The 20,015-nt window shown below is 58.9% G+C and carries 18 protein-coding genes; all 18 read right to left on the bottom strand.

The genetic code is table 11. The features are described 5' to 3' along the window. Nucleotides 1–76: 76 nt before the first annotated feature. The 18 genes from carB to tsf all read right to left on the bottom strand — a co-directional run bounded on the left by carB (nt 77) and on the right by tsf (nt 20,004). Nucleotides 77–3,322, bottom strand: a complete 3,246-nt coding sequence (gene carB / locus HNP33_RS10575; RefSeq protein WP_184708150.1) for a carbamoyl-phosphate synthase large subunit — start codon at nt 3,320–3,322, stop codon at nt 77–79. A gap of 63 nt (nt 3,323–3,385) precedes the next feature. Beyond that, a complete protein-coding gene (locus tag HNP33_RS10570) occupies nt 3,386–3,745 on the bottom strand; it encodes a hypothetical protein (protein WP_184708148.1) in 360 nt (119 codons plus the stop codon). Nucleotides 3,746–3,810: 65 nt separating this feature from the next. Further along, complete coding sequence (gene carA, locus HNP33_RS10565; RefSeq protein WP_184708146.1) at nt 3,811–4,998, bottom strand: glutamine-hydrolyzing carbamoyl-phosphate synthase small subunit; 1,188 nt, start codon at nt 4,996–4,998, stop codon at nt 3,811–3,813. Nucleotides 4,999–5,274: 276 nt separating this feature from the next. Continuing rightward, on the bottom strand, nt 5,275–6,060 hold the full coding sequence (locus HNP33_RS10560) for an RNA methyltransferase (RefSeq protein WP_325064925.1): 786 nt from the start codon (nt 6,058–6,060) through the stop codon (nt 5,275–5,277). A gap of 357 nt (nt 6,061–6,417) precedes the next feature. Beyond that, on the bottom strand, nt 6,418–7,065 hold the full coding sequence (gene rnhB / locus HNP33_RS10555; protein WP_184708144.1) for a ribonuclease HII: 648 nt from the start codon (nt 7,063–7,065) through the stop codon (nt 6,418–6,420). After that, a complete protein-coding gene (gene lpxB / locus HNP33_RS10550; RefSeq protein WP_184708142.1) occupies nt 7,037–8,200 on the bottom strand; it encodes a lipid-A-disaccharide synthase in 1,164 nt (387 codons plus the stop codon). Before lpxB ends, rnhB begins: the two co-directional genes overlap by 29 nt. Before the next feature lie 14 nt (nt 8,201–8,214). Next, a complete protein-coding gene (gene lpxA, locus HNP33_RS10545; protein ID WP_184708140.1) occupies nt 8,215–9,015 on the bottom strand; it encodes an acyl-ACP--UDP-N-acetylglucosamine O-acyltransferase in 801 nt (266 codons plus the stop codon). Nucleotides 9,016–9,021: 6 nt separating this feature from the next. Continuing rightward, nucleotides 9,022–9,462 carry a 3-hydroxyacyl-ACP dehydratase FabZ gene (fabZ, locus tag HNP33_RS10540; protein WP_184708138.1) on the bottom strand — a complete coding sequence of 147 codons (441 nt, stop codon included), beginning with the start codon at nt 9,460–9,462 and terminating at the stop codon, nt 9,022–9,024. A gap of 12 nt (nt 9,463–9,474) precedes the next feature. Then, the gene (gene lpxD, locus HNP33_RS10535) at nt 9,475–10,461 is read right to left on the bottom strand and encodes a UDP-3-O-(3-hydroxymyristoyl)glucosamine N-acyltransferase (protein ID WP_184708136.1); all 987 of its coding nucleotides are present in this window, start codon (nt 10,459–10,461) and stop codon (nt 9,475–9,477) included. Between the two features lie 12 nt (nt 10,462–10,473). Then, on the bottom strand, nt 10,474–10,995 hold the full coding sequence (locus tag HNP33_RS10530; RefSeq protein ID WP_184708134.1) for an OmpH family outer membrane protein: 522 nt from the start codon (nt 10,993–10,995) through the stop codon (nt 10,474–10,476). Next, the gene (gene bamA, locus HNP33_RS10525; protein ID WP_418903836.1) at nt 10,995–13,235 is read right to left on the bottom strand and encodes an outer membrane protein assembly factor BamA; all 2,241 of its coding nucleotides are present in this window, start codon (nt 13,233–13,235) and stop codon (nt 10,995–10,997) included. The genes HNP33_RS10530 and bamA overlap by 1 nt, the downstream gene beginning before the upstream one ends. Nucleotides 13,236–13,339: 104 nt before the next feature. Then, on the bottom strand, nt 13,340–14,725 hold the full coding sequence (rseP, locus tag HNP33_RS10520) for an RIP metalloprotease RseP (protein ID WP_184708129.1): 1,386 nt from the start codon (nt 14,723–14,725) through the stop codon (nt 13,340–13,342). A 155-nt stretch (nt 14,726–14,880) separates the two neighbouring features. Continuing rightward, on the bottom strand, nt 14,881–16,059 hold the full coding sequence (gene ispC / locus HNP33_RS10515; RefSeq protein WP_184708127.1) for a 1-deoxy-D-xylulose-5-phosphate reductoisomerase: 1,179 nt from the start codon (nt 16,057–16,059) through the stop codon (nt 14,881–14,883). An 8-nt stretch (nt 16,060–16,067) separates the two neighbouring features. Further along, nucleotides 16,068–16,922: a phosphatidate cytidylyltransferase gene (locus HNP33_RS10510; protein ID WP_184708125.1), complete on the bottom strand. Its 855-nt coding sequence runs from the start codon at nt 16,920–16,922 to the stop codon at nt 16,068–16,070. Nucleotides 16,923–16,966: 44 nt separating this feature from the next. Continuing rightward, nucleotides 16,967–17,692 (bottom strand): polyprenyl diphosphate synthase, encoded by a 726-nt coding sequence (gene uppS / locus HNP33_RS10505; protein ID WP_184708123.1) that lies wholly within the window; start codon nt 17,690–17,692, stop codon nt 16,967–16,969. A 17-nt stretch (nt 17,693–17,709) separates the two neighbouring features. After that, nucleotides 17,710–18,270, bottom strand: a complete 561-nt coding sequence (gene frr / locus HNP33_RS10500) for a ribosome recycling factor (protein ID WP_184708121.1) — start codon at nt 18,268–18,270, stop codon at nt 17,710–17,712. Nucleotides 18,271–18,315: 45 nt separating this feature from the next. Then, nucleotides 18,316–19,035, bottom strand: a complete 720-nt coding sequence (gene pyrH / locus HNP33_RS10495) for a UMP kinase (RefSeq protein ID WP_184708119.1) — start codon at nt 19,033–19,035, stop codon at nt 18,316–18,318. A 78-nt stretch (nt 19,036–19,113) separates the two neighbouring features. Further along, entirely contained in the window at nt 19,114–20,004 is an 891-nt protein-coding gene (gene tsf, locus HNP33_RS10490; RefSeq protein ID WP_184708116.1) for a translation elongation factor Ts, read from the bottom strand. Nucleotides 20,005–20,015 lie beyond the last annotated feature (11 nt).

The raw sequence follows: 20,015 nt of genomic DNA, 5'->3' as shown, positions 1-20,015 counted from the left end.
GCGGTTGCGAGTCAGTCCCTATTATGCCGATTTTTGTGCTCCGGCACAAAATCGGCGCACAGGCGTGTAGCAGGAATCAGGACTTCAGGCTGGCATGAAGTTCCTGCACGGAATGGACATCCAGGTTGTCCATGTTGCGCAGGCCTTCCACGGCAGCTTCGGCACCGAAAATGGTGGTAAAGGTCGTCACCCGCGCCAGCAAGGCGCTGGTGCGAATGGCGCGCGAATCGGCAATCGCATTGCGACGCTCTTCCACCGTGTTGATGACCATTGCAATTTCATTGTTCTTGATCATGTCCACGATGTGTGGGCGGCCTTCAGTAACTTTGTTTACTGTTTGCACCTCGACGCCAGCTTCGGCAATTGCCGCAGCCGTGCCACGGGTGGCACACAGGGTAAAGCCCATGGCAGCCAGTTCCTTGGCGATCTGCACGGCGCGCGCCTTGTCAGCATTCTTCACAGTCAGGAACACCTTGCCCGAGCGCGGCAGCTTGGTTCCCGCACCCAGCTGGCTCTTCACAAAGGCTTCGCCAAAGGTTTTGCCCACGCCCATCACTTCGCCGGTCGATTTCATCTCGGGGCCGAGGATGGTGTCCACACCAGGGAATTTGACAAACGGGAACACGGCTTCCTTCACGCTGAAGTAAGGCGGCGTCACTTCCTGGGTAATGCCCTGCTCTTGCAGAGTGTCGCCCACCATGCAGCGCGCGGCCACCTTGGCCAGTTGAATGCCTGTGGCCTTGGAGACAAATGGCACTGTACGCGAAGCGCGCGGGTTCACTTCCAGCACGTAGATGATGTCCTTGCCGTCGCTTTCCTGAATGGCGAACTGCACATTCATCAGGCCAACCACGTTCAGGCCTTCGGCCATTGCTGCGGTTTGGCGCTTGATTTCATCGACCGTTGCCTTGGAGAGGTAGTACGGTGGCAGCGAACAGGCCGAGTCGCCGGAGTGCACGCCGGCCTGCTCGATGTGTTCCATCACACCGCCAATGAAGACCTTGCCGGTACGGTCACGCACGCAGTCCACATCGCATTCGATGGCGTTGGAGAGGAAGTGATCCAGCAGCACCGGCGAGTCGTTGCTCACCTTCACGGCTTCGCGCATGTAGCGCTCCAGGTCGCGCTCTTCATGCACGATTTCCATCGCGCGGCCACCCAGCACGTAGCTGGGGCGCACCACCAGCGGGTAGCCCAGCTCGCGCGCATGTTCCATGGCCTGTGCCTCGGTACGTGCCGTGGCATTGGGTGGTTGGCGCAGGCTCAGCGATTGCAGCAGTTGCTGGAAGCGTTCACGGTCTTCCGCGGCGTCGATCATGTCCGGCGAGGTGCCGACGATAGGCACGCCTTCGGCCTCCAGCGCCAGAGCCAGCTTCAGAGGCGTCTGCCCCCCATACTGCACGATCACGCCAGCTGGTTTTTCGACGTCAACGATCTCCAGCACGTCTTCCAGCGTCACTGGTTCGAAGTACAGGCGGTCGCTCGTGTCGTAATCCGTCGAGACGGTTTCGGGGTTGCAGTTGACCATGATGGTTTCGTAACCATCTTCGCGCATGGCCAGGGCGGCATGCACGCAGCAGTAGTCGAACTCGATACCCTGACCGATACGGTTGGGGCCACCACCCAGCACCATGATCTTTTTCTTGTCGCTCGGTTGCGCTTCGCACTCTTCATCGTACGTCGAGTACATGTAGGCGGTGTTGGTGGCAAACTCGGCCGCGCAGGTGTCCACGCGCTTGAACACGGGGCGCACGTTCAGAGCCTTGCGCGCTTCGCGCACGGCCTTGTCGGTGGTATGCAGCAGCTTGGCAAGGCGGCGGTCCGAGAAGCCCTTTTGCTTGAGGCCGCGCAGGTCTTGCGCCGTGAGCGACGACAATGCCTTGTCACCCTGCGCTTCGGTGTGCTTGTCAAGCGCCAGCTCCAGCTTGACGATTTCTTCAATCTGCACCAGGAACCACTTGTCGATCTTGGTGATGCTGTGCACTTCGTCGAGCGACCAGCCGGCAGCGAAGGCGTCGCCCACGTACCAGATGCGATCGGGGCCGGGCTCTCCCAGTTCCTTTTCCAGAATCTCGCGGTCCTGGGTTTTCTCGTTCATGCCGTCCACGCCCACTTCCAGGCCACGCAGGGCTTTCTGGAAGGATTCCTGGAAGGTGCGGCCAATGGCCATCACCTCGCCCACAGACTTCATCTGCGTGGTCAGGCGGTTGTCGGCAGCAGGGAACTTCTCGAATGCGAAACGTGGAATCTTGGTGACCACGTAGTCGATGGTGGGCTCGAACGATGCAGGCGTCTTGCCGCCGGTGATGTCGTTCTTGAGTTCATCCAGGGTGTAGCCCACGGCCAGCTTGGCAGCAATCTTGGCAATCGGGAAGCCCGTCGCCTTGGAGGCCAGCGCGGACGAACGCGACACGCGCGGGTTCATCTCAATGACGATCATGCGGCCGTCCTTCGGATTGACCGAGAACTGCACATTGGAGCCACCCGTGTCCACGCCAATCTCGCGCAGCACCGCGAGCGAGGCGTTGCGCATGATCTGGTATTCCTTGTCGGTCAGGGTCTGCGCAGGTGCCACGGTGATCGAATCGCCGGTGTGAACGCCCATCGGATCGAGGTTTTCGATCGAGCAGACGATGATGCAGTTGTCCGCGGTGTCGCGCACCACTTCCATCTCGTACTCTTTCCAGCCGAGCAACGATTCCTCGATCAGCAGCTCGTTGGTGGGCGAGGCTTCGAGACCGCGCTTGCAGATGGTTTCGAACTCTTCCGGGTTGTAGGCAATGCCGCCACCGGTGCCGCCCAAGGTAAAGCTGGGGCGAATCACGGTGGGGAAACCCACGTTCTTCTGCACCTCCCAGGCCTCTTCCATGCTGTGGGCAATGCCCGAGCGTGCCGAGCCCAGGCCGATCTTGGTCATCGCGTCCTTGAACTTCAGGCGGTCTTCAGCCTTGTCGATGGCTTCGGGCTTGGCGCCGATCAACTCGACCTTGTACTTGTCGAGCACGCCGTTCTTCCACAGGTCCAGCGCGCAATTGAGCGCGGTCTGGCCACCCATGGTGGGCAGGATCGCATCGGGGCGCTCCTTGGCGATGATCTTCTCGACCGTCTGCCAAGTGATGGGCTCGATGTAGGTGACGTCGGCAGTGGCCGGGTCGGTCATGATCGTGGCAGGATTGCTGTTGATCAGGATGACTTTGTAGCCTTCTTCGCGCAGTGCCTTGCAGGCCTGGACGCCGGAGTAGTCGAACTCGCAGGCCTGGCCGATGATGATCGGGCCAGCGCCAATGATAAGAATGCTTTTAAGGTCTGTGCGTTTAGACATAGGGCTCGCCTTGCAATCGCGTACGCTGGAGCGCTATATTTTGTATAGCTACCAGCGCTTTATTCACACGCGGTCGGTATCTAATTTATTCAAAATGGCTTGCACGCGGGCTTCGGGCAGGTTCTTCTGCATCAACTGCAGCAGGCCATCACCCTGCACCATGGGGCGCAGCACTTCAGCTTCGGCGTCGTAGAACTTGGCATCCCACTCCGCCATCACCTGGTTGAACTCCTCGTCTTCCATGGTCTTGCACTTGGCCACGATGGTGACCAGAGGCAAGGCCTTGTTGTCGAGGAAGGATTTCTTGTAGGGCTTTTGCTGCCAGCGCGCCATGAACCATTCCTTGTGGTCTGGTGATAACGTCATGATGCGCTTGCTGATGGCTTTTTCGAGCGTAGCGACTGGAAAAGAAAACAGTTTCATGGCAGCAAAATCCCTCTCTTCATCAATTTGATCAGGCCTGGCTGATTGCCTTTTTATGCCTGTGCTTACGCCTTCTTGTGCTTGCGCATCAGGTTCACAAAACGGTCGAACAGGTACGACACATCGTGCGGCCCCGGCGATGCCTCTGGGTGGCCCTGGAAGCAGAAGGCAGGCTTGTCGGTGCGCTCCATGCCCTGCAAGGTGCCATCAAACAGGCTGACATGCGTGGCGCGGGCGTTGGCAGGTAAGCTCTCCACATCCACCGCAAAGCCGTGGTTCTGGCTGGTAATGCAGACGCGGCCACTGTCCAGATCCTTGACCGGATGGTTGGCGCCATGGTGGCTGTTCTGCATCTTGAAAGTCTTGGCTCCCACGGCCAGGGCCATGATCTGGTGACCCAGGCAGATGCCGAATGTGGGCACGCCACTGTCCATGATCTCGCGCGCAGCTGCAATGGCGTAATCGCAGGGTTCTGGATCGCCAGGGCCGTTGGACAGGAAAACGCCATCGGGTTGGTACTTGAGCACATCGGCAGCAGAGGTCTGGGCAGGCACCACGGTCACGCGGCAGCCACGCTGGGCCAGCATGCGCAGGATGTTGCTCTTGACGCCATAGTCATAGGCCACCACATGGAATTCGTGGTTCTGCAGCTTGCCGTAACCGGGCGTGCCGTCGGCACGGGCCAGTTGCCATTCGGTCTGCGTCCACTCGTAGGCTTCGGTAACGCTCACCACCTTGGCCAGATCCAGGCCCTTCATGCTGGGCGCGGCCTTGGCTGCGGCGATGGCTTCGTCAATACGTGCCTGCGATACGGATTCACCCTCTGCCAGCCCCACGATAGCGCCATTCTGTGCGCCCTTGTCGCGCAGCAGGCGGGTGAGCTTGCGGGTGTCGATATTGGCGATGGAAACGGTCTTGGTGCGCTTGAGGTAGGCAGACAGCGTTTCGGTGCTGCGGAAGTTGCTGGCCAGGAGTGGCAGATTCTTGATGATCAAGCCTGCGGCATAGACTTTGTCGGACTCAATATCCTCTCCGTTGATCCCGTAGTTGCCAATGTGCGGATACGTGAGCGTCACGATCTGTTGGCAGTAGCTGGGGTCGGTAAGGATTTCCTGGTAGCCGGTCATGGCGGTGTTGAACACCACTTCACCGGTCGTGGTGCCTTGCGCACCAATCGAGTTGCCAATAAAGACCGTGCCGTCTGCGAGCGCCAGGATGGCGGGGGGAAACGCGCCCTGTTGAGACAAAAACACTGGGTTCTCCGGATGGTTACGGGTCGCCCGGAGCCTTCGGCGAATTTTTGATTCACCAGTGAAGACTGTGCTTATGAGAGATTGCTTTGAGTGCAGCCGGGCGACGTGATTACTTGAAAGCCACCCATTGTAGCGTGGAAGCTGCATCCTGAGTCAGCAGAGGTACCGAATACAGGGGTTTTCGGGCAAAAATTACACACTCTGCGCAGCTTTCACTCTACACATTGCGTATACATCCTAGTTTTTAAACGCAAAGCGCATATTCGGCATACTGCATCATTTTGCCAGTGCCGCGGCACTGGCGTGCAGGCAAATGGCCGCGGCAGCACCCACGTTCAGCGACTCTTCCCCGCCGGGCTGCGTGATGCGGATGTGCTGTTTGGCGCCTTGCTGCAGCGCCTCTGACACTCCTTGCCCTTCATGGCCCATTACCCAGGTGCACGGCCAGGGCAAGCTGGCCTTGTGCAGCCAGTCCCCCTGGTGTGAACTGGTAACCAGCAATGGCTGCTGCAGCGCAAGCACATCTTCCACTGAAGCACTCTCTACCAGATGCAACGCAAAATGCGCCCCCATGCCAGCGCGCAGCACCTTGGCACTCCACAGCGCCGCACTGCCTTTGATGGCAATCACCTGACCAAAGCCAAAGGCCGAAGCACTGCGCAAAATGGAGCCTACATTGCCTGCATCCTGCACACGGTCAAGCACAACAGCAGCCTTGCCCTGTACAGCAGAAGTGGCCTCTGTGGGCAAATCCATCAGAAACCCGAAGGGTGCGGGAGATGGCAGCGGTGAAAGGCTGGCATACAAGTCGTCTCCGATAACTATGTTTTTTGGAGCAGCCTGCGTATATTCAACGGGCGCCACCTGCCAGAATTTCTCGGAAAAGACGGCGACAGAGGGCTGCTTGCCGCGTGCCAGTGCCGCGCGGCACAAATGATCTCCCTCAATCCAGACTCTGCCGTGCTTGCGGTAGGCCGCGCCATCCTCCATCAAGCGGCGCAGCTCTTTGACGAGTGCGTTGTCGCGAGACTGGATGTGAGTTGCCTGTTTGTCAGTGTGCACAGATTTTCCTTAGAACGTGTTTACGATCTCTACGCAGCCGCGTTAGAGTGCAATCGGGATGAGTCGAAGCGCTGGGCCGCAGGTTGCACCGGGGTGCAAGCAAGGGCCTGCGCGCAGAAATTGCCCGATTTCACTCCAACCCGGAGGGACAGTGAGTTTGGGGCGCCCGGCGAGGGGCGCCCGGTTAGGGGCGTCCGGCTAGGGGAGGTCTGCGTCGTTGCAAATCCTCGCAATAGCATGGCTATTGCTGCTGTATTGCGCCTCGCACCCCATCCCGCAAAGCTACTGTCGCGGCGCGAGGAGATCATAAACACGTTCATAGGCCTGGCAAGCCAGCATGCTTGCTCGGGCATGTGTTCATTTTGCCAGGCCGCTGGCACCCAGCTTCATGGCCAACACCTGCGCCACCGGCGCAAAGGTGCGGCGGTGCTCAGGGCACGCGCCATAGGTATGCAAAGCGGCCATATGCAGAGCCGTGCCATAGCCCTTGTGCGTGGCAAAACCGTATTGCGGATGGGCGCGGTCGATCTCTTCGCACCAGCGATCCCGGTGTACTTTCGCCAGAATGGATGCCGCCGAAATCGCCGGCACCAATGCATCACCCTTGACAATGGCTTCCGCAGGAACATCGAGTTGCGGCAGCCGGTTGCCATCCACCAGAACGCATACCGGCTTGAGCCGCAACCCAAGAACCGCACGCTGCATGGCCAGCATGGTGGCCTGCAGGATGTTGAGGGCGTCCACCTCTTCCACAGTGGCCAGGGCAATCGAGCAGCACAGGGCCTTGGCGCGAATTTCGTCGTAGAGCTTTTCGCGCTTAAGCGCCGTCAATTTTTTGGAGTCCGCCAACCCTTCAATCGGTGCACGCTCATCCAGAATGACTGCGGCAGCCACTACCGGCCCCGCAAGCGGCCCCCGTCCCGCTTCATCCACCCCCGCGACCAGGCCTGGCGGATGCCATGGCAAAGGAGCCTGGTCAGGCAGCAAGTATTTTCTGGATGGCATCGGTGGCAAGCTTCGGTGTATCCCTGCGCAATTCTAGGTGCAGGTCGTTAAAACGCTGCTCCAGCAAAGCGAGTCTCGATGGATCGCGCACTGGCGCATCCAGCCACTGCGCAACCGCATCGGCCAGCGCCTGCGGCGTCGCTGCATCTTGCAGCAACTCAGGCACCACAAAATCTTGGCACAGAATATTGGGCAAGCCCACCCAGGGCTGCAACTGCTTGCGCTTCATCAGCCGCCAGCTGATGGGGTGCATGTGGTAGCTGATGACCATCGGGCGCTTGAACAGCGCCGCCTCCAAGGTGGCAGTGCCGCTGGCAATCAAGGTGCAATTGCACGCTTCCAAGGCGAGGTGCGACTGACCATCAAGAACCCTGATGCGATCCAATATCCCGCACTCAGCAGCCAGTGCATCGATACGCGCACGCAAAGCCGGAACAGCAGGGACCAGGATTGTAAGCGAAGGGCGTGCTCGCAAAAGCATAGCCGCCGCCTGAAAAAATGGCTTGGCGATATAGCCCACTTCTGACGCCCGGCTGCCAGGCAGCACGGCCAGAACTTCGCCCTCTTCAACAAGCCCGAGCTTGCGGCGGGCAGCACTGCGATCGGGCTCCAACGGAATCACATTGGCCAGCGGGTGCCCCACATAGGTTGCTGCAATACCGTGCTGCGCGAGCAAGGCCGGCTCGAATGGAAAGATGCAGAGCACATGGTCTGCAGCGCGGCGAATCTTCTCCACCCGCTCAGGCCGCCAGGCCCAAATGGAGGGGCAGACGAAGTGCACGGTCTTGATGCCATTCACGCGCAAGCGCTCTTCAACGCCCAGATTGAAGTCGGGCGCATCAATTCCCATGAACAGTTGCGGCTTCTGTGCCGTGAGGCGCTGCACCAGCTGCTTGCGGATACGCAGGATTCCCCAGATACGCCTGACCAGCTCTGCACTGTAACCATGCACAGCAAGGCGCTCGCTCGGCCACCAGGCATCAAAGCCATGGGCCGCCATTCGCACCCCGCCGATACCAGCAGCATACAGATCAGGAAAGTCAGTCCGCAGACCCTGAAGCACCAGGCTCGCCAGCAGATCACCGGAGGTTTCTCCGGCGACCATGGCCAGAAATGGATGAGACGGAGCTTGCATGGCAGCCTTGCGCTCTAGCGCACAATGCCGCGCGTCGATTGCGCCAGGAAATCGAGCATCAACTGCACATCGGCCTGCGCCTCGGGCTCGCAGCTGCCGTGCAGGTTCTGCAAGGCATCCATGGCAGCCTGCAAGGTCAGGCCACTGCGGTACAGAACCCGGTAGACCTGCTTGATGACAGCCAGGCGCTCGGCACTGAAACCACGGCGGCGCAATCCTTCCAGGTTCAGGCCGCGCACCGCCAGCGGATGGCCATCCACCATGGTAAAGGGCGGCACGTCCTGGCTGATATGGCTGGCAAAACCGGCCATTACATGAGCCCCAACCTTGCTGAACTGGTGCACACCAGTCAGCCCGCCGATAATGGCCCAGTCTGCTACCTGTACATGGCCCGCAAGCGTTGCATTGTTGGCAAGGATGGTGTTGTTTCCCACCTGGCAATCATGAGCAATGTGCACATACGCCATGATCCAGTTGTCGTCACCGATGCGGGTTACACCCTGATCCTGGATGGTGCCTGTGTTGAAGGTACAGAACTCACGGATGGTATTGCGGTTGCCGATTTCCAGGCGGGTGGGCTCACCCGCATACTTCTTGTCCTGCGGACCGCCACCCAAGGCAGCATGTGAATGAATCTGGTTGGACTCACCAATGGTGGTGATGCCGTCGATCACACAATGGGCGCCAATGCTCGTGTGGGCGCCAATACGCACCTGCGGGCCGATAACGGCATACGGCCCAACCGCCACCGTAGGGTGAAGCTGGGCCGCAGGATCAACAATCGCGGTGGGATGAATGGAACTGACAGCCGTCATCGACGGTCATTCCACGTGACGCATGGTGCACATCAGCTCGGCTTCAGCAGCCACTTCGCCGTCCACGCTGGCGACGCCCTTGAATTTCCAGATACCACCGCGCACGCGATCAATCGTGATTTCCAGCACCAGCTGATCTCCTGGCACCACAGGCCGCTTGAAGCGCGCAGAGTCGATACCGACAAAGTAGTAGATATTGTTCTCGTCGGGAACCTGCCCCATGGCATCGAACGCCAGCAGGCCTGCTGCCTGAGCCAAGGCTTCCAGGATCAGCACACCGGGCATTACGGGGCGGCCAGGGAAATGGCCCGTAAAGAACGGCTCGTTGAACGTGACGTTCTTGATTGCCCTGATGCGGGTGTTGCGCTCCAGCTCCTGCACGCGATCCACCAGCAAAAATGGGTAGCGATGGGGCAGTTGCTTGAGAATTCCTTGAATATCCATCATAGTGAACTCGGCTTAGCCGTTTTTCTGTGTTTGCTCCAAGGCCTTGATGCGGTCCCTCAATGCATGGAGATGTTTTAAGGTTGCGGCGTTCTTTTCCCATCGGCCATTGTCGTCGATAGGGAAGAAGCCGGTGTAGTGCCCTGGCTGCTTGATTGAGCGGCTGACCACAGTCGCCGCCGAAATATGCACATTGTCTGCGATTTCGAGGTGACCCAGGATCATTCCGGCCCCCCCAATCGTGCATTGGCGCCCTATCTTGGCGCTTCCCGCAATGCCGACGCAACCTGCCATGGCCGAATTCTCGCCAATCTCGACGTTATGGCCTACCTGCACCTGGTTGTCGATCTTCACACCGCTCGCAATCACCGTGTCTTGCAATGCTCCGCGGTCAATGCAGGTATTGGCGCCGATTTCCACATCGTCACCGATCCGTACACCACCCAGCTGCTCGATCTTGACCCAGCGCCCCTTGTCGTTGGCAAAGCCAAAGCCATCGCCACCGATGACCGCACCGGGCTGCACCAGTACACGCCTGCCAAGCACACAGCCAGCGCCCACCGTCACACGGGAGGTCAATACCGAATCTTCGCCAATCACAGCACCGCTGGCTACATGGCATAACGGCCCGATGGACGCCGTTGGGTGTACCCGGGCTCCCTCTTCCACCACGGCAGACGGATGCACGCCGGCAGGCGTGGGTCTGAGCTGATGATGCCTGCGCCACAACTGGGTCAGCCGGGCAAAGAACAGGTAGGGGTCATCCACCACCAGATAGGCACCAGCGCGCTTACGCGCCTCTGCCTCCACGCGCGGGCCAATTGCCACACAGCCCGCACGCGATGCCTGCATTTGCAGGTGCAGCTTGGGGTTGCTCAGAAAGCTGATGTCCTGCGGACCCGCATCTTCCAGCGACGCGATGGCATCAATCTGCAGATGCCGGTCACCGTTTTCCAGGCGCCCGCCCAGGGCATCAACAATCTGTCCCAGCTGCAAGCTCACACCGCCCCCTGCTTATTTGGCAGCAGGAGCGCCGTTCAAGGCCTTGAGAACCTTTTCGGTGATGTCGTACTTGGGATTGATGTAGACCGCCTCTTGCAGCACCACATCATATTTCTCCTGCTCAGCAACCTGCTTGACGACCTTGTTGGCACGCTCCAGCACGGCAGCCAGCTCTTCGCTCTTGCGGGCGCTCAGGTCTTCCTGGAATTCGCGGCGCTTGCGCTGGAATTCACGGTCCTGATCCACCAGTTGGCGCTGGCGCGTCACGCGCTGGCTCTCGGACATGGTGGGCGCTTCGCGCTCGAACTTTTCGCCGGCAGCCTTGAGGGAGTTGCCTTGGTCGAGCAGTTCTTTTTCGCGCTTGGAGAATTCGGCTTCCAGCTTGGTCTGGGCTGCCTTGGCAGCATTGGCTTCACGGAAGATGCGATCCGTGTTCACAAAACCAGCCTTGAACTCTTGGGCTTGTGCTGCAGCACCAAACGACAGGGCAGCAGCCAACACCATCAACGGAAAGGGACGAGAAAGGGTTTTCATTAGAAGGATGTTCCGATTTGGAATTGCAATTTCTGGATTTTATCGCCGGTAAATTTACGCACCGGCTGAGCATACGCCAATCGCAGCGGCCCCAGTGGGGAAATCCAGCTCAACCCGATACCAGCAGACGCACGCATTTCATTCAGTTTCAGATCTTGTTCATCTCCCCAGACATTGCCTGCGTCAACGAACGCGAACCAGCGGAAGGTACGGTCATTGCCGGTACCCGGCATAGGGCCGATGAACTCCGCATTCAAAGTGACCTTCTTGGGGCCGCCCAAGGTGGCACCCGTCACGTCACGCGGACCCAGCGTATTTTGCTCGAAGCCACGCACCGAGCCCAAGCCGCCAGAGAAGTAGTTCTTGAACACCGGGAACGCCTTGCCCCCCATGCCCTTGCCCCAGCCCACCTCTCCATTGAGCGCAATGGTGTAGCGCTTGTTCAGCGGCAGATACTGCTGGATCTGGTAGTTGGCCTTGAGATAACGGGCATCGCCGAACAGCGACCATTCGGAATTGAGCTTTTGGAAACGCCCTGAATTTGGCGCCAACGCACTGTCACGGCTGTCGCGCGACCAACCCACGGTCAGCGGGAAGTTCAGGCTCGTATCGCCATAGCGCATGGCGTAATCCAGGTAAGCTGCAGGCATGTTGGTGCCCAATTTGATCTTGGTATGCTCCAAGCCGCCGCCCACGTACACCGTGTCGGATTCGCTGAAGGGAATACCAAAACGCACACTGCCGCCCGTCGTTATGATCTGGTAGTTACCACCCTGCTCGTCATACGGGCGGTCGGTGCGGTAATACAGATCGTAAGTACGCGAGATGCCGTCCTTGGTGAAGTACGGATCGGTGGTACTCACCACCAGGGTTCGGTGAAACTTGCTGGTATTCACGTCCACACCCAGGTAATTACCGGAACCAAACACGTTTTCCTGTTTGATACCAAAGGTGAGCGAGACTTTTTCTGCGCTGGAGTAGCCAGCACCCAGCTGCAGCGAGCCTGTCGGCTTTTCCTGCACCGTCATGTTCACGTCGACCTGATCCGGCGCGCCGGGCACCTCCTGGGTGTCGACGGAGACATCATTGAAGAAGCCCAGGCGGTCCACACGGTCGCGCGAGAGCTTGATCTTGTCCGAGTCGTACCATGAAGCTTCGTACTGGCGAATTTCGCGGCGCACAACTTCATCGCGGGTACGGTTGTTACCTGCAATGTTCACACGGCGCACATAGGCACGGCGCGATGGCTCTGCCTTCAGGACCAGCTCGACGCGGTTGTTTTCGCGATCGATTTCCGGCACCGCCTCCACACGAGCAAACGCATAGCCAAAGCTGCCAAAGTGGTCAGTGAAACGCTTGGTGGTTTCGGTCACGCGGTCCGCGTTGTAGGGCTCACCAGGCTTGATGGAGACGAGCGACTTGAACTCGTCGTCACGATCGAGGTAATTGCCTTCCAGCTTGACACCGGAGACCACAAATTTGGGGCCTTCGTGCACCTGCAGATTGATCGAGATGCGCTCCTTGTCCGGCGAAATCGATACTTCGGTCGAGTCGATGCGGAACTCCAGGTAGCCACGCGACAGGTAGAACGACTTCAGCGTTTCCAGGTCTGCATTGAACTTGGAGCTGGAATAGCGGTCGCTCTTGGTGTACCAGCTAAGCCAGCCACCGGTGTCCTGATCGAACAGATCCGTCAGCGTCGATTCCTTGAAATCGCGGTTGCCCGAAATGTGGATTTCCTTGATCTTGGCTGCCTCGCCCTCGGTCACCGTAAACGTCAGATTGACGCGGTTGCGCTCAATAGGCGTCACCGTGGTCACCACATCGGCGGCGTACATGCTCTTGTTGATGTACTGGCGCTTGAGTTCCTGCTCGGCGCGGTCGGTCAATGCCTTGTCGTAAGGACGCCCTTCCGTCAGGCCCACATCGCGCATGGCCTTTTTCATCGCGTCCTTGTCAAATTCCTTGGTACCCAGGAAATCGACGTTCGCAATCGTGGGGCGCTCTTCCACCACGACCACGAGCACGTTGCCGTTGGCTTCCAGGCGCACATCCTTGAAAAGGCCCAGCGCAAACAGTGAGCGAATGGCTGCCGAGCCTTTTTCGTCGTTGTAGTCATCTCCCACATGCAAAGGCATGGAGGCAAAAATGGTTCCAGGCTCCACACGTTGCAGGCCCTCGACGCGAATGTCCTGAATGGTGAACGGGTCCAGTGCCCAAGACAGCTTGGCAATCAGCATCAGCGCAGCCGCGGCAGTGGTCTTGCGAAGAAGCGATGTAGGAATGGAATATGTCATTTGTGATAGCAACAAGAGCCGCTCATTATGCAGTAGAGCCGCGAATTTCAGCCCAATAGCCGAGACAAATCGTTAAAGAACGCAATGCACATCATGAGCAGCAGCACAGCGACACCGCCTTTTTGCAGGCGCTCCAGCCATTGCGTAGTGGGTGGCTTGCCGGTGATCGCCTCCCAAAGATAATACATCAGGTGCCCGCCATCCAGGACGGGCAACGGCAGCAGGTTCAGCACACCCAGGCTGACGCTGATCAGCGCCAGAAATGCAATGTACTGCGTCAAGCCGATCTGCGCAGACTTGCCTGCGTACTCGGCAATCGTCAATGGGCCACTGATGTTCTGCAGCGATGCCTGGCCGATCACCATCTTGCCCATCATCTTGAGGGTGAGCGTGGAGACCTCCCAGGTCTTTTGCACACCCTTGGCAAAGCCTTCCCACAACCCATAGCGCACGTTCACCATGGCTACAGGCGCGCCAATATAGGCGCCCAGGCGGCCAATTCTGGCGCCGCCATCTTCACTCTGAACCAGTTGCACTGCCACATGGATCTGAGCACCCTCACGAGAGACAAGCCAGTCTTGCAAGGCAGGTGCCTGCTCCTTGCCCGAAGCACGAATCATGCTGCGCAGTTGCCCGCCATCGCCAACGGCTACTCCATCAATCGCCAGCACTTTGTCACCCTTGCGCAGCTGCGATTTCTCTGCGGCACTGCCGGGCTCCAGATCGCCGAGCACCGCCTCGGTCCACGGATGGGTCAGGCCAATCTTTTCGAGCAGCTTGGCATCTGCGTCTGCAGCGTCAAGGCGAGACAGGGGCAGCCGATACTCGCGCTGTGCAGCACCTGCGCGCGGGGCAATACCCGATGCCACACCCGGCACAACACCCAACACCACATCCTTGCCATTCAGCGCTGCCTGGGCGACAAACCAGCGCAGATCTTCCAGTGAGCGTACAGGCTGCTGCTCCTCGCCCTCCAGAGCCATTGCCACAACCTTTTCGCCGCCTTGCACGCCTGCCTGCGCCAGCAGACTGGCAGCGGGAGGCGCGCCAACGATGGCGGCAGGCTCGCGTACTCCCATCCAGTTGACACATGCATACAAAACAACGGCCAACAGCAGATTGGCCAACGGCCCTGCAGCAACAATGGCAGCACGCGAGCGCAGAGGCTGCGCATTGAAGGCGAGGTGGCGCTCCTCGGCGGCCACAGGTGCCTCGCGCTCATCCAGCATCCGCACATAGCCACCCAAGGGGATGGCGCCAATCACAAATTCGGTATCAGCGCCTTTCTTCTGCCAGCGCAGCAAAGGTTTGCCAAAGCCGATAGAAAAACGCAGCACCTTCACGCCGCAGGCGACTGCCACCCGGTAGTGGCCGTACTCATGCACGGCAATCAGAATGGCCAGTGCAACGACAAATGCAACAACGGTCAACATTGCTCAAGTCCTTGCTGTCAAAGTATAAAAATCATAGCTTGCCGCGCAATCATTCATTCCACCCCAGGCATAAAACATATTGAAACCTGGAGATATCAAGCGCCAGCCGCTCTCTTTTTTATAGAAGCGATTTCAGCCCCGTCGCGCATTCTCGCTCATGCCGCGCACGCGGCAATGACACCTTCTGCATAAGAGCGCACTTCTGCATCGAGCTCCAGCAGACTTTCGACACCATCAGGCGACTGCGGCTGCATACCCTCCAGCACCTGTGCATTGACGTGGTAGATCTGGTCAAAACGCATGCGCCCACCCAGAAATGCGGCAACAGCCACTTCATTGGCGGCATTCAATACCGTCGTCGTCCCCTCGGGAGCCCGCAATGCCTGCCATGACAGATGCAGGCCTGGGAAGCGGCGCGCATCCGCCTCTTCAAAGGTGAGTGCCGCCAGCTTCGAGAAATCCAGTGGCGCCGCGCCGCTCGCCACGCGCTCAGGCCAGGCCAGGCCGCAAGCGATGGGTACACGCATGTCTGGCGTTCCCAGTTGCGCCAGAATCGACGCATCATTGAACTGCACCATGGAATGCACGATCTGCTGCGGATGGATCACCACCTTGATCTGCTCGGGCCGCATGTTGAACAGCCAGCGCGCCTCGATCACTTCCAGCGCCTTGTTCATCATGGTGGCCGAATCGATGGAAATCTTCCTGCCCATCGAGAAATTGGGATGGTTGCATGCCTGCTGCGGCGTCACATCCCGCAGACTGGAAGGCTCGCGGGTGCGAAATGGCCCACCCGATGCGGTAAGAATAATGTGATCCACGCGCTGAGGCCACACACTGGCGTCTTCAGGCAGGCACTGAAAGATGGCCGAATGCTCGCTGTCGATCGGCAGCAGTGTTGCCCCCCCCTGGGCCACCGCGTCCATGAAGACCTGCCCGCCCACGACCAGGGCTTCCTTGTTGGCCAGCAGCAGCCGTTTGCCCGCCCGGGCCGCAGCTACCGCAGGCCGCAGGCCTGCCGCCCCCACAATGGCAGCCATCACAGCATCAACATCGGGATGAGAGGCAATCTGCTCCAGGGCATCGACCCCGTCCAGCACCTCGGTCCGGCAACCCGCCTGGGCCAGACGATCACGAAGATCCCGGGCATGGATTGCACTGGTCATCACCGCGTAACGCGGCTTGAACTGCAGGCACTGTGCCAGCAGCAAATCCACCTGGGAATGTGCACTGAGCGCAAACACCTGATAGAGATCCAGATGGCGTGCAACCACGTCCAGGGTATTGGTTCCAATCGAGCCCGTCGATCCGAGGACGGTTACTTGCATCGTCATTGCGGAATTCACTTATGCAAAAATTGCAGCAACATCATTGCCAGCGGCAGCGTGGGCAGCAGAGCGTCGATGCGGTCCAGCACACCGCCATGGCCAGGCAGCAGATTGCTGCTGTCCTTCATGCCTGCACTGCGCTTGACCAGGGACTCCACCAGATCGCCTGCCACACTCATTCCAGCCAGAAAAATGCAGGCCACCACCATCAGCCAGGGCGAGAAAGCCCAAAGACGTGAATACAGACTTGGTACTGCAGCGCCAAAATAGCGGTCCGCCAGACACCACACCCCTGCCAGAACCAGCACACCAAGCGCGCCGCCCCACACACCTTCCCAGCTTTTGCCGGGGCTGATGGCGGGAGCCAGCTTGTTCTTGGTAAAGCGCAGCCCGAAAGTACGGCCCGCAAAATAAGCACCAATATCAGCCACCCATACCAGCGCAAAGACCGACAGCAGAAAGTTGACCCCCATCCACTTGGCCTGCGCCACCGCCAGCCACGCCACCCACAAGGCCAGCACGCCGACGACAATGCGAACGGAGCGCGCAATATTCGGCCAGCCAGCCACACCAGCCTTGAGGAGGTATGCAGCCATCGGCACCCACACAGCGCCAGCAGCCAACCACAATCCGGGCAGCGCAGCCTGCGTCCAGCCCTGCTGCCAGGCAATACCGCACAAAGCCAGGCAGACTGCGGCAACCACATAGCTGGTTGCACCCATCAAACCATTCAAGCGCGCCCATTCCCAGGCTGCAGCCCCCATGGCCAGCAGCATCAGGGCCGCAAAGGGCAAGGGATTGGCGGCAAAAATGGCCGGAATCAGTACCAGCAAGAGAGCGATGGCGGTGATGACGCGTTGCTTGAGCAAATGGCTTCTCCAGTAAAAAAGCGGTGGCACCCCACCGCTCACGATCACACTGTCACACTGCTTGCACCGGGTGCGACTTGTTCGGAAGTCTTGCCAAACCGACGCTCACGCTGATTGAACTCGGCAATCGATGCATCCAGGGCCTGTTCATCAAAATCAGGCCACCACTTGTCACTGAAAACCAGTTCCGAGTAGGCCGCCTGCCACAGCAGAAAGTTGCTGATGCGCATTTCTCCGCCGGTGCGGATCAGCAGATCCGGGTCAGGCACATGGGACAAGGCCATGGCCTGCGCCATGGATGCCTCGGTGATGGCACTACCCGCTGCCTGCAACCTGGCTGCGGCCTGCGCAATATCCCAGCGACCGCCGTAATTAAAACAGACGTTGAGCACCATGCGGTCGTTACTGGCCGTGGCCTCTTCCGCCTGCACCAGACCCGCTTGCACCTTGGCCGAAAGCGACGCTCGCTCTCCGACAAAAAACAGGCGGATACCATCACGCGCGAGCGAAGGGACTTCCTTTGCCAGGGCGCCAGCCAGCAACTGCATCAGGCCATCCACCTCATCGGTGGGACGGTTCCAGTTTTCCGACGAAAAGGCAAAGACCGTGAGCACCTTCACGCCACGCTCCACACATGCCTTGGCGCAGCGGCGCAGCGACTCCACCCCTTGCTTGTGGCCTGCCAGGCGGGGCAGAAACCGGCGCTTGGCCCATCGCCCATTGCCATCCATGACGATGGCAATGTGATGAGGAATGACTGCAGACTTCATGCGACACCCACCAAGGCTTAGACCGCCATGATGTCTTTTTCTTTTTCCACCACCAGCTGATCAATCAACGCAATGTGCTTGTCGGTGATCTTCTGCACTTCCGCTTCCGAGCGCTTTTGATCGTCTTCGGATGCTTCCTTGTCCTTGACCAACTTCTTGACGCCTTCATTGGCGTCACGACGCAGGTTGCGCACGGCGATCTTGGCGTTTTCACCTTCGGCCTTGACCAGCTTGGTCATTTCCTTGCGGCGCTCTTCGCTCATTGGAGGCATGGGAACGCGGATCAGATCGCCCATGGCTGCAGGATTGAGGCCCAGCTCGCTTTCGCGGATGGCTTTTTCGATCTTTGCAGCCATGTTCTTTTCCCATGGCGTGACACTGATGGTGCGGCTGTCGATCAAGGCCACATTCGCCACCTGCGACAGGGGAACCATCGAGCCGTAGTAATCCACATGGATGGTGTCGAGCAGCGCAGGATTGGCGCGACCGGTACGGATCTTGGTCAGGTTGTTTTTGAAGGCCGCGATCGACTGGTCCATCTTGCCTTCGAGATTCTTCTTGATTTCAGCGATTGTCATTGTCTACTCCTCAATACCGCGCATGTTCAGAACTGCGTACATCCATTACGCGTAAACGAGCGTACCCTCATCCTCACCCATGACCACGCGCTTGAGCGCGCCGCTCTTGACGATCGAGAACACACGGATCGGCAGCTTCTGGTCGCGGCACAATGCAAAAGCAGTCGCATCCATGATGCCCAGATTGCGACTCATGGCCTCGTCAAACGTCAATTGGGTATAGCGGGTGGCCGTTGAGTCCTTCATCGGATCGGCGGTGTACACACCATCCACCTTGGTGGCCTTGAGCACCAATTCTGCGCCAATTTCAGCACCACGCAATGCTGCTGCGGTATCGGTGGTGAAAAACGGATTGCCGGTACCCGCAGCAAACACCACCACCTTACCCTCTTCCAGATACTGCAGGGCCTTGGGACGCACATAAGGCTCCACCACCTGCTCAATACCAATGGCCGACATCACACGCGCCGTCAAACCCTGCTTGTCCATGGCATCAGCCAATGCCAGGGCGTTCATTACCGTCGCCAGCATGCCCATATAGTCGGCCGTGGCTCGGTCCATACCGACGGAGCCACCTGCAACACCACGGAAAATATTGCCACCACCGATCACCACAGCCACTTCTACACCCAGGCGAGTGACTTCCGCAATCTCTTCCACCATACGGACGATGGTAGCGCGGTTGATACCGAACGCATCATCACCCATCAGGGCTTCACCAGAGAGTTTGAGAAGAATGCGCTTATGGGCTGGGCTGTTGGACATGGTGAAAACTCCGGAAGGTGGTGGGTATGCAAAAACGACAGGTGAAACAAAGGGGCCTAAGCCCCTTTGTCAGGATGATTACTGGCCCTTGGCAGCCGCAACCTGTGCGGCCACTTCAGCAGCGAAGTCGTCAACCTTCTTCTCGATGCCTTCACCCACCACGTACAGCGTGAACGAGGTGATCTTGGTGTTGGCAGCCTTGAGCATCTGCTCCACGGTCTGCTTGCCGTCAGCGGCCTTCACAAACACTTGGTTGTACAGCGAGACTTCCTTGAGGTACTTCTGCACCGAGCCCTCAACCATCTTGGCAGCGATATCGGCAGGCTTGCCCGATTCCTGGGCCTTGGCCATCGCCACACTGCGCTCTTTCTCGATCAGGTCAGCAGGCACGTCGTCGGAGCTCAGCGCCACCGGCTTCATTGCAGCCACGTGCATGGCCACATCCTTGGCAGCCTGGGCGTCACCTTCGTACTCGACCATCACGCCGATACGGGTGCCGTGCAGGTACACAGCCAGGTTGCTGCCCGAGAAACGCTTGAAGCGGCGGAACGACATGTTTTCACCGATCTTGCCGATCAGGCCCTTGCGCACGTCTTCCAGCGTGGGGCCGAAGGTGTCCTGCTCGTAAGCCAGGGCGCCCAGCGCTTCCACATCAGCAGGGTTCTTTTCCGTCACCAGCTTGGCCGCTGCGTTGGCCATGGAGATGAAGCTGTCGTTCTTGGACACGAAGTCGGTTTCGCTGTTGACTTCGATCATGGCGCCTTCGTTGCCATTCACGAAAGCGGCGATCACACCTTCTGCAGCAATACGCGAAGCAGCCTTGCCAGCCTTGGTGCCCAGCTTGACGCGCAGCAACTCTTCAGCCTTGGCCATGTCGCCATCAGCCTCGGTCAGTGCCTTCTTGCATTCCATCATGGGCGCGTCGGTCTTAGCGCGCAGTTCTGCCACCATGCTTGCGGTAATTGCCATTTTGATTCTCC

Origin of the sequence: Comamonas odontotermitis (assembly GCF_014207855.1) — a bacterium.
Taxonomy (GTDB): Bacteria; Pseudomonadota; Gammaproteobacteria; order Burkholderiales; family Burkholderiaceae_C; genus Comamonas; species Comamonas odontotermitis_A.
Note: the sequence above shows the minus strand (reverse complement) of the source record. Positions and strands in the feature narration are given on the sequence as shown.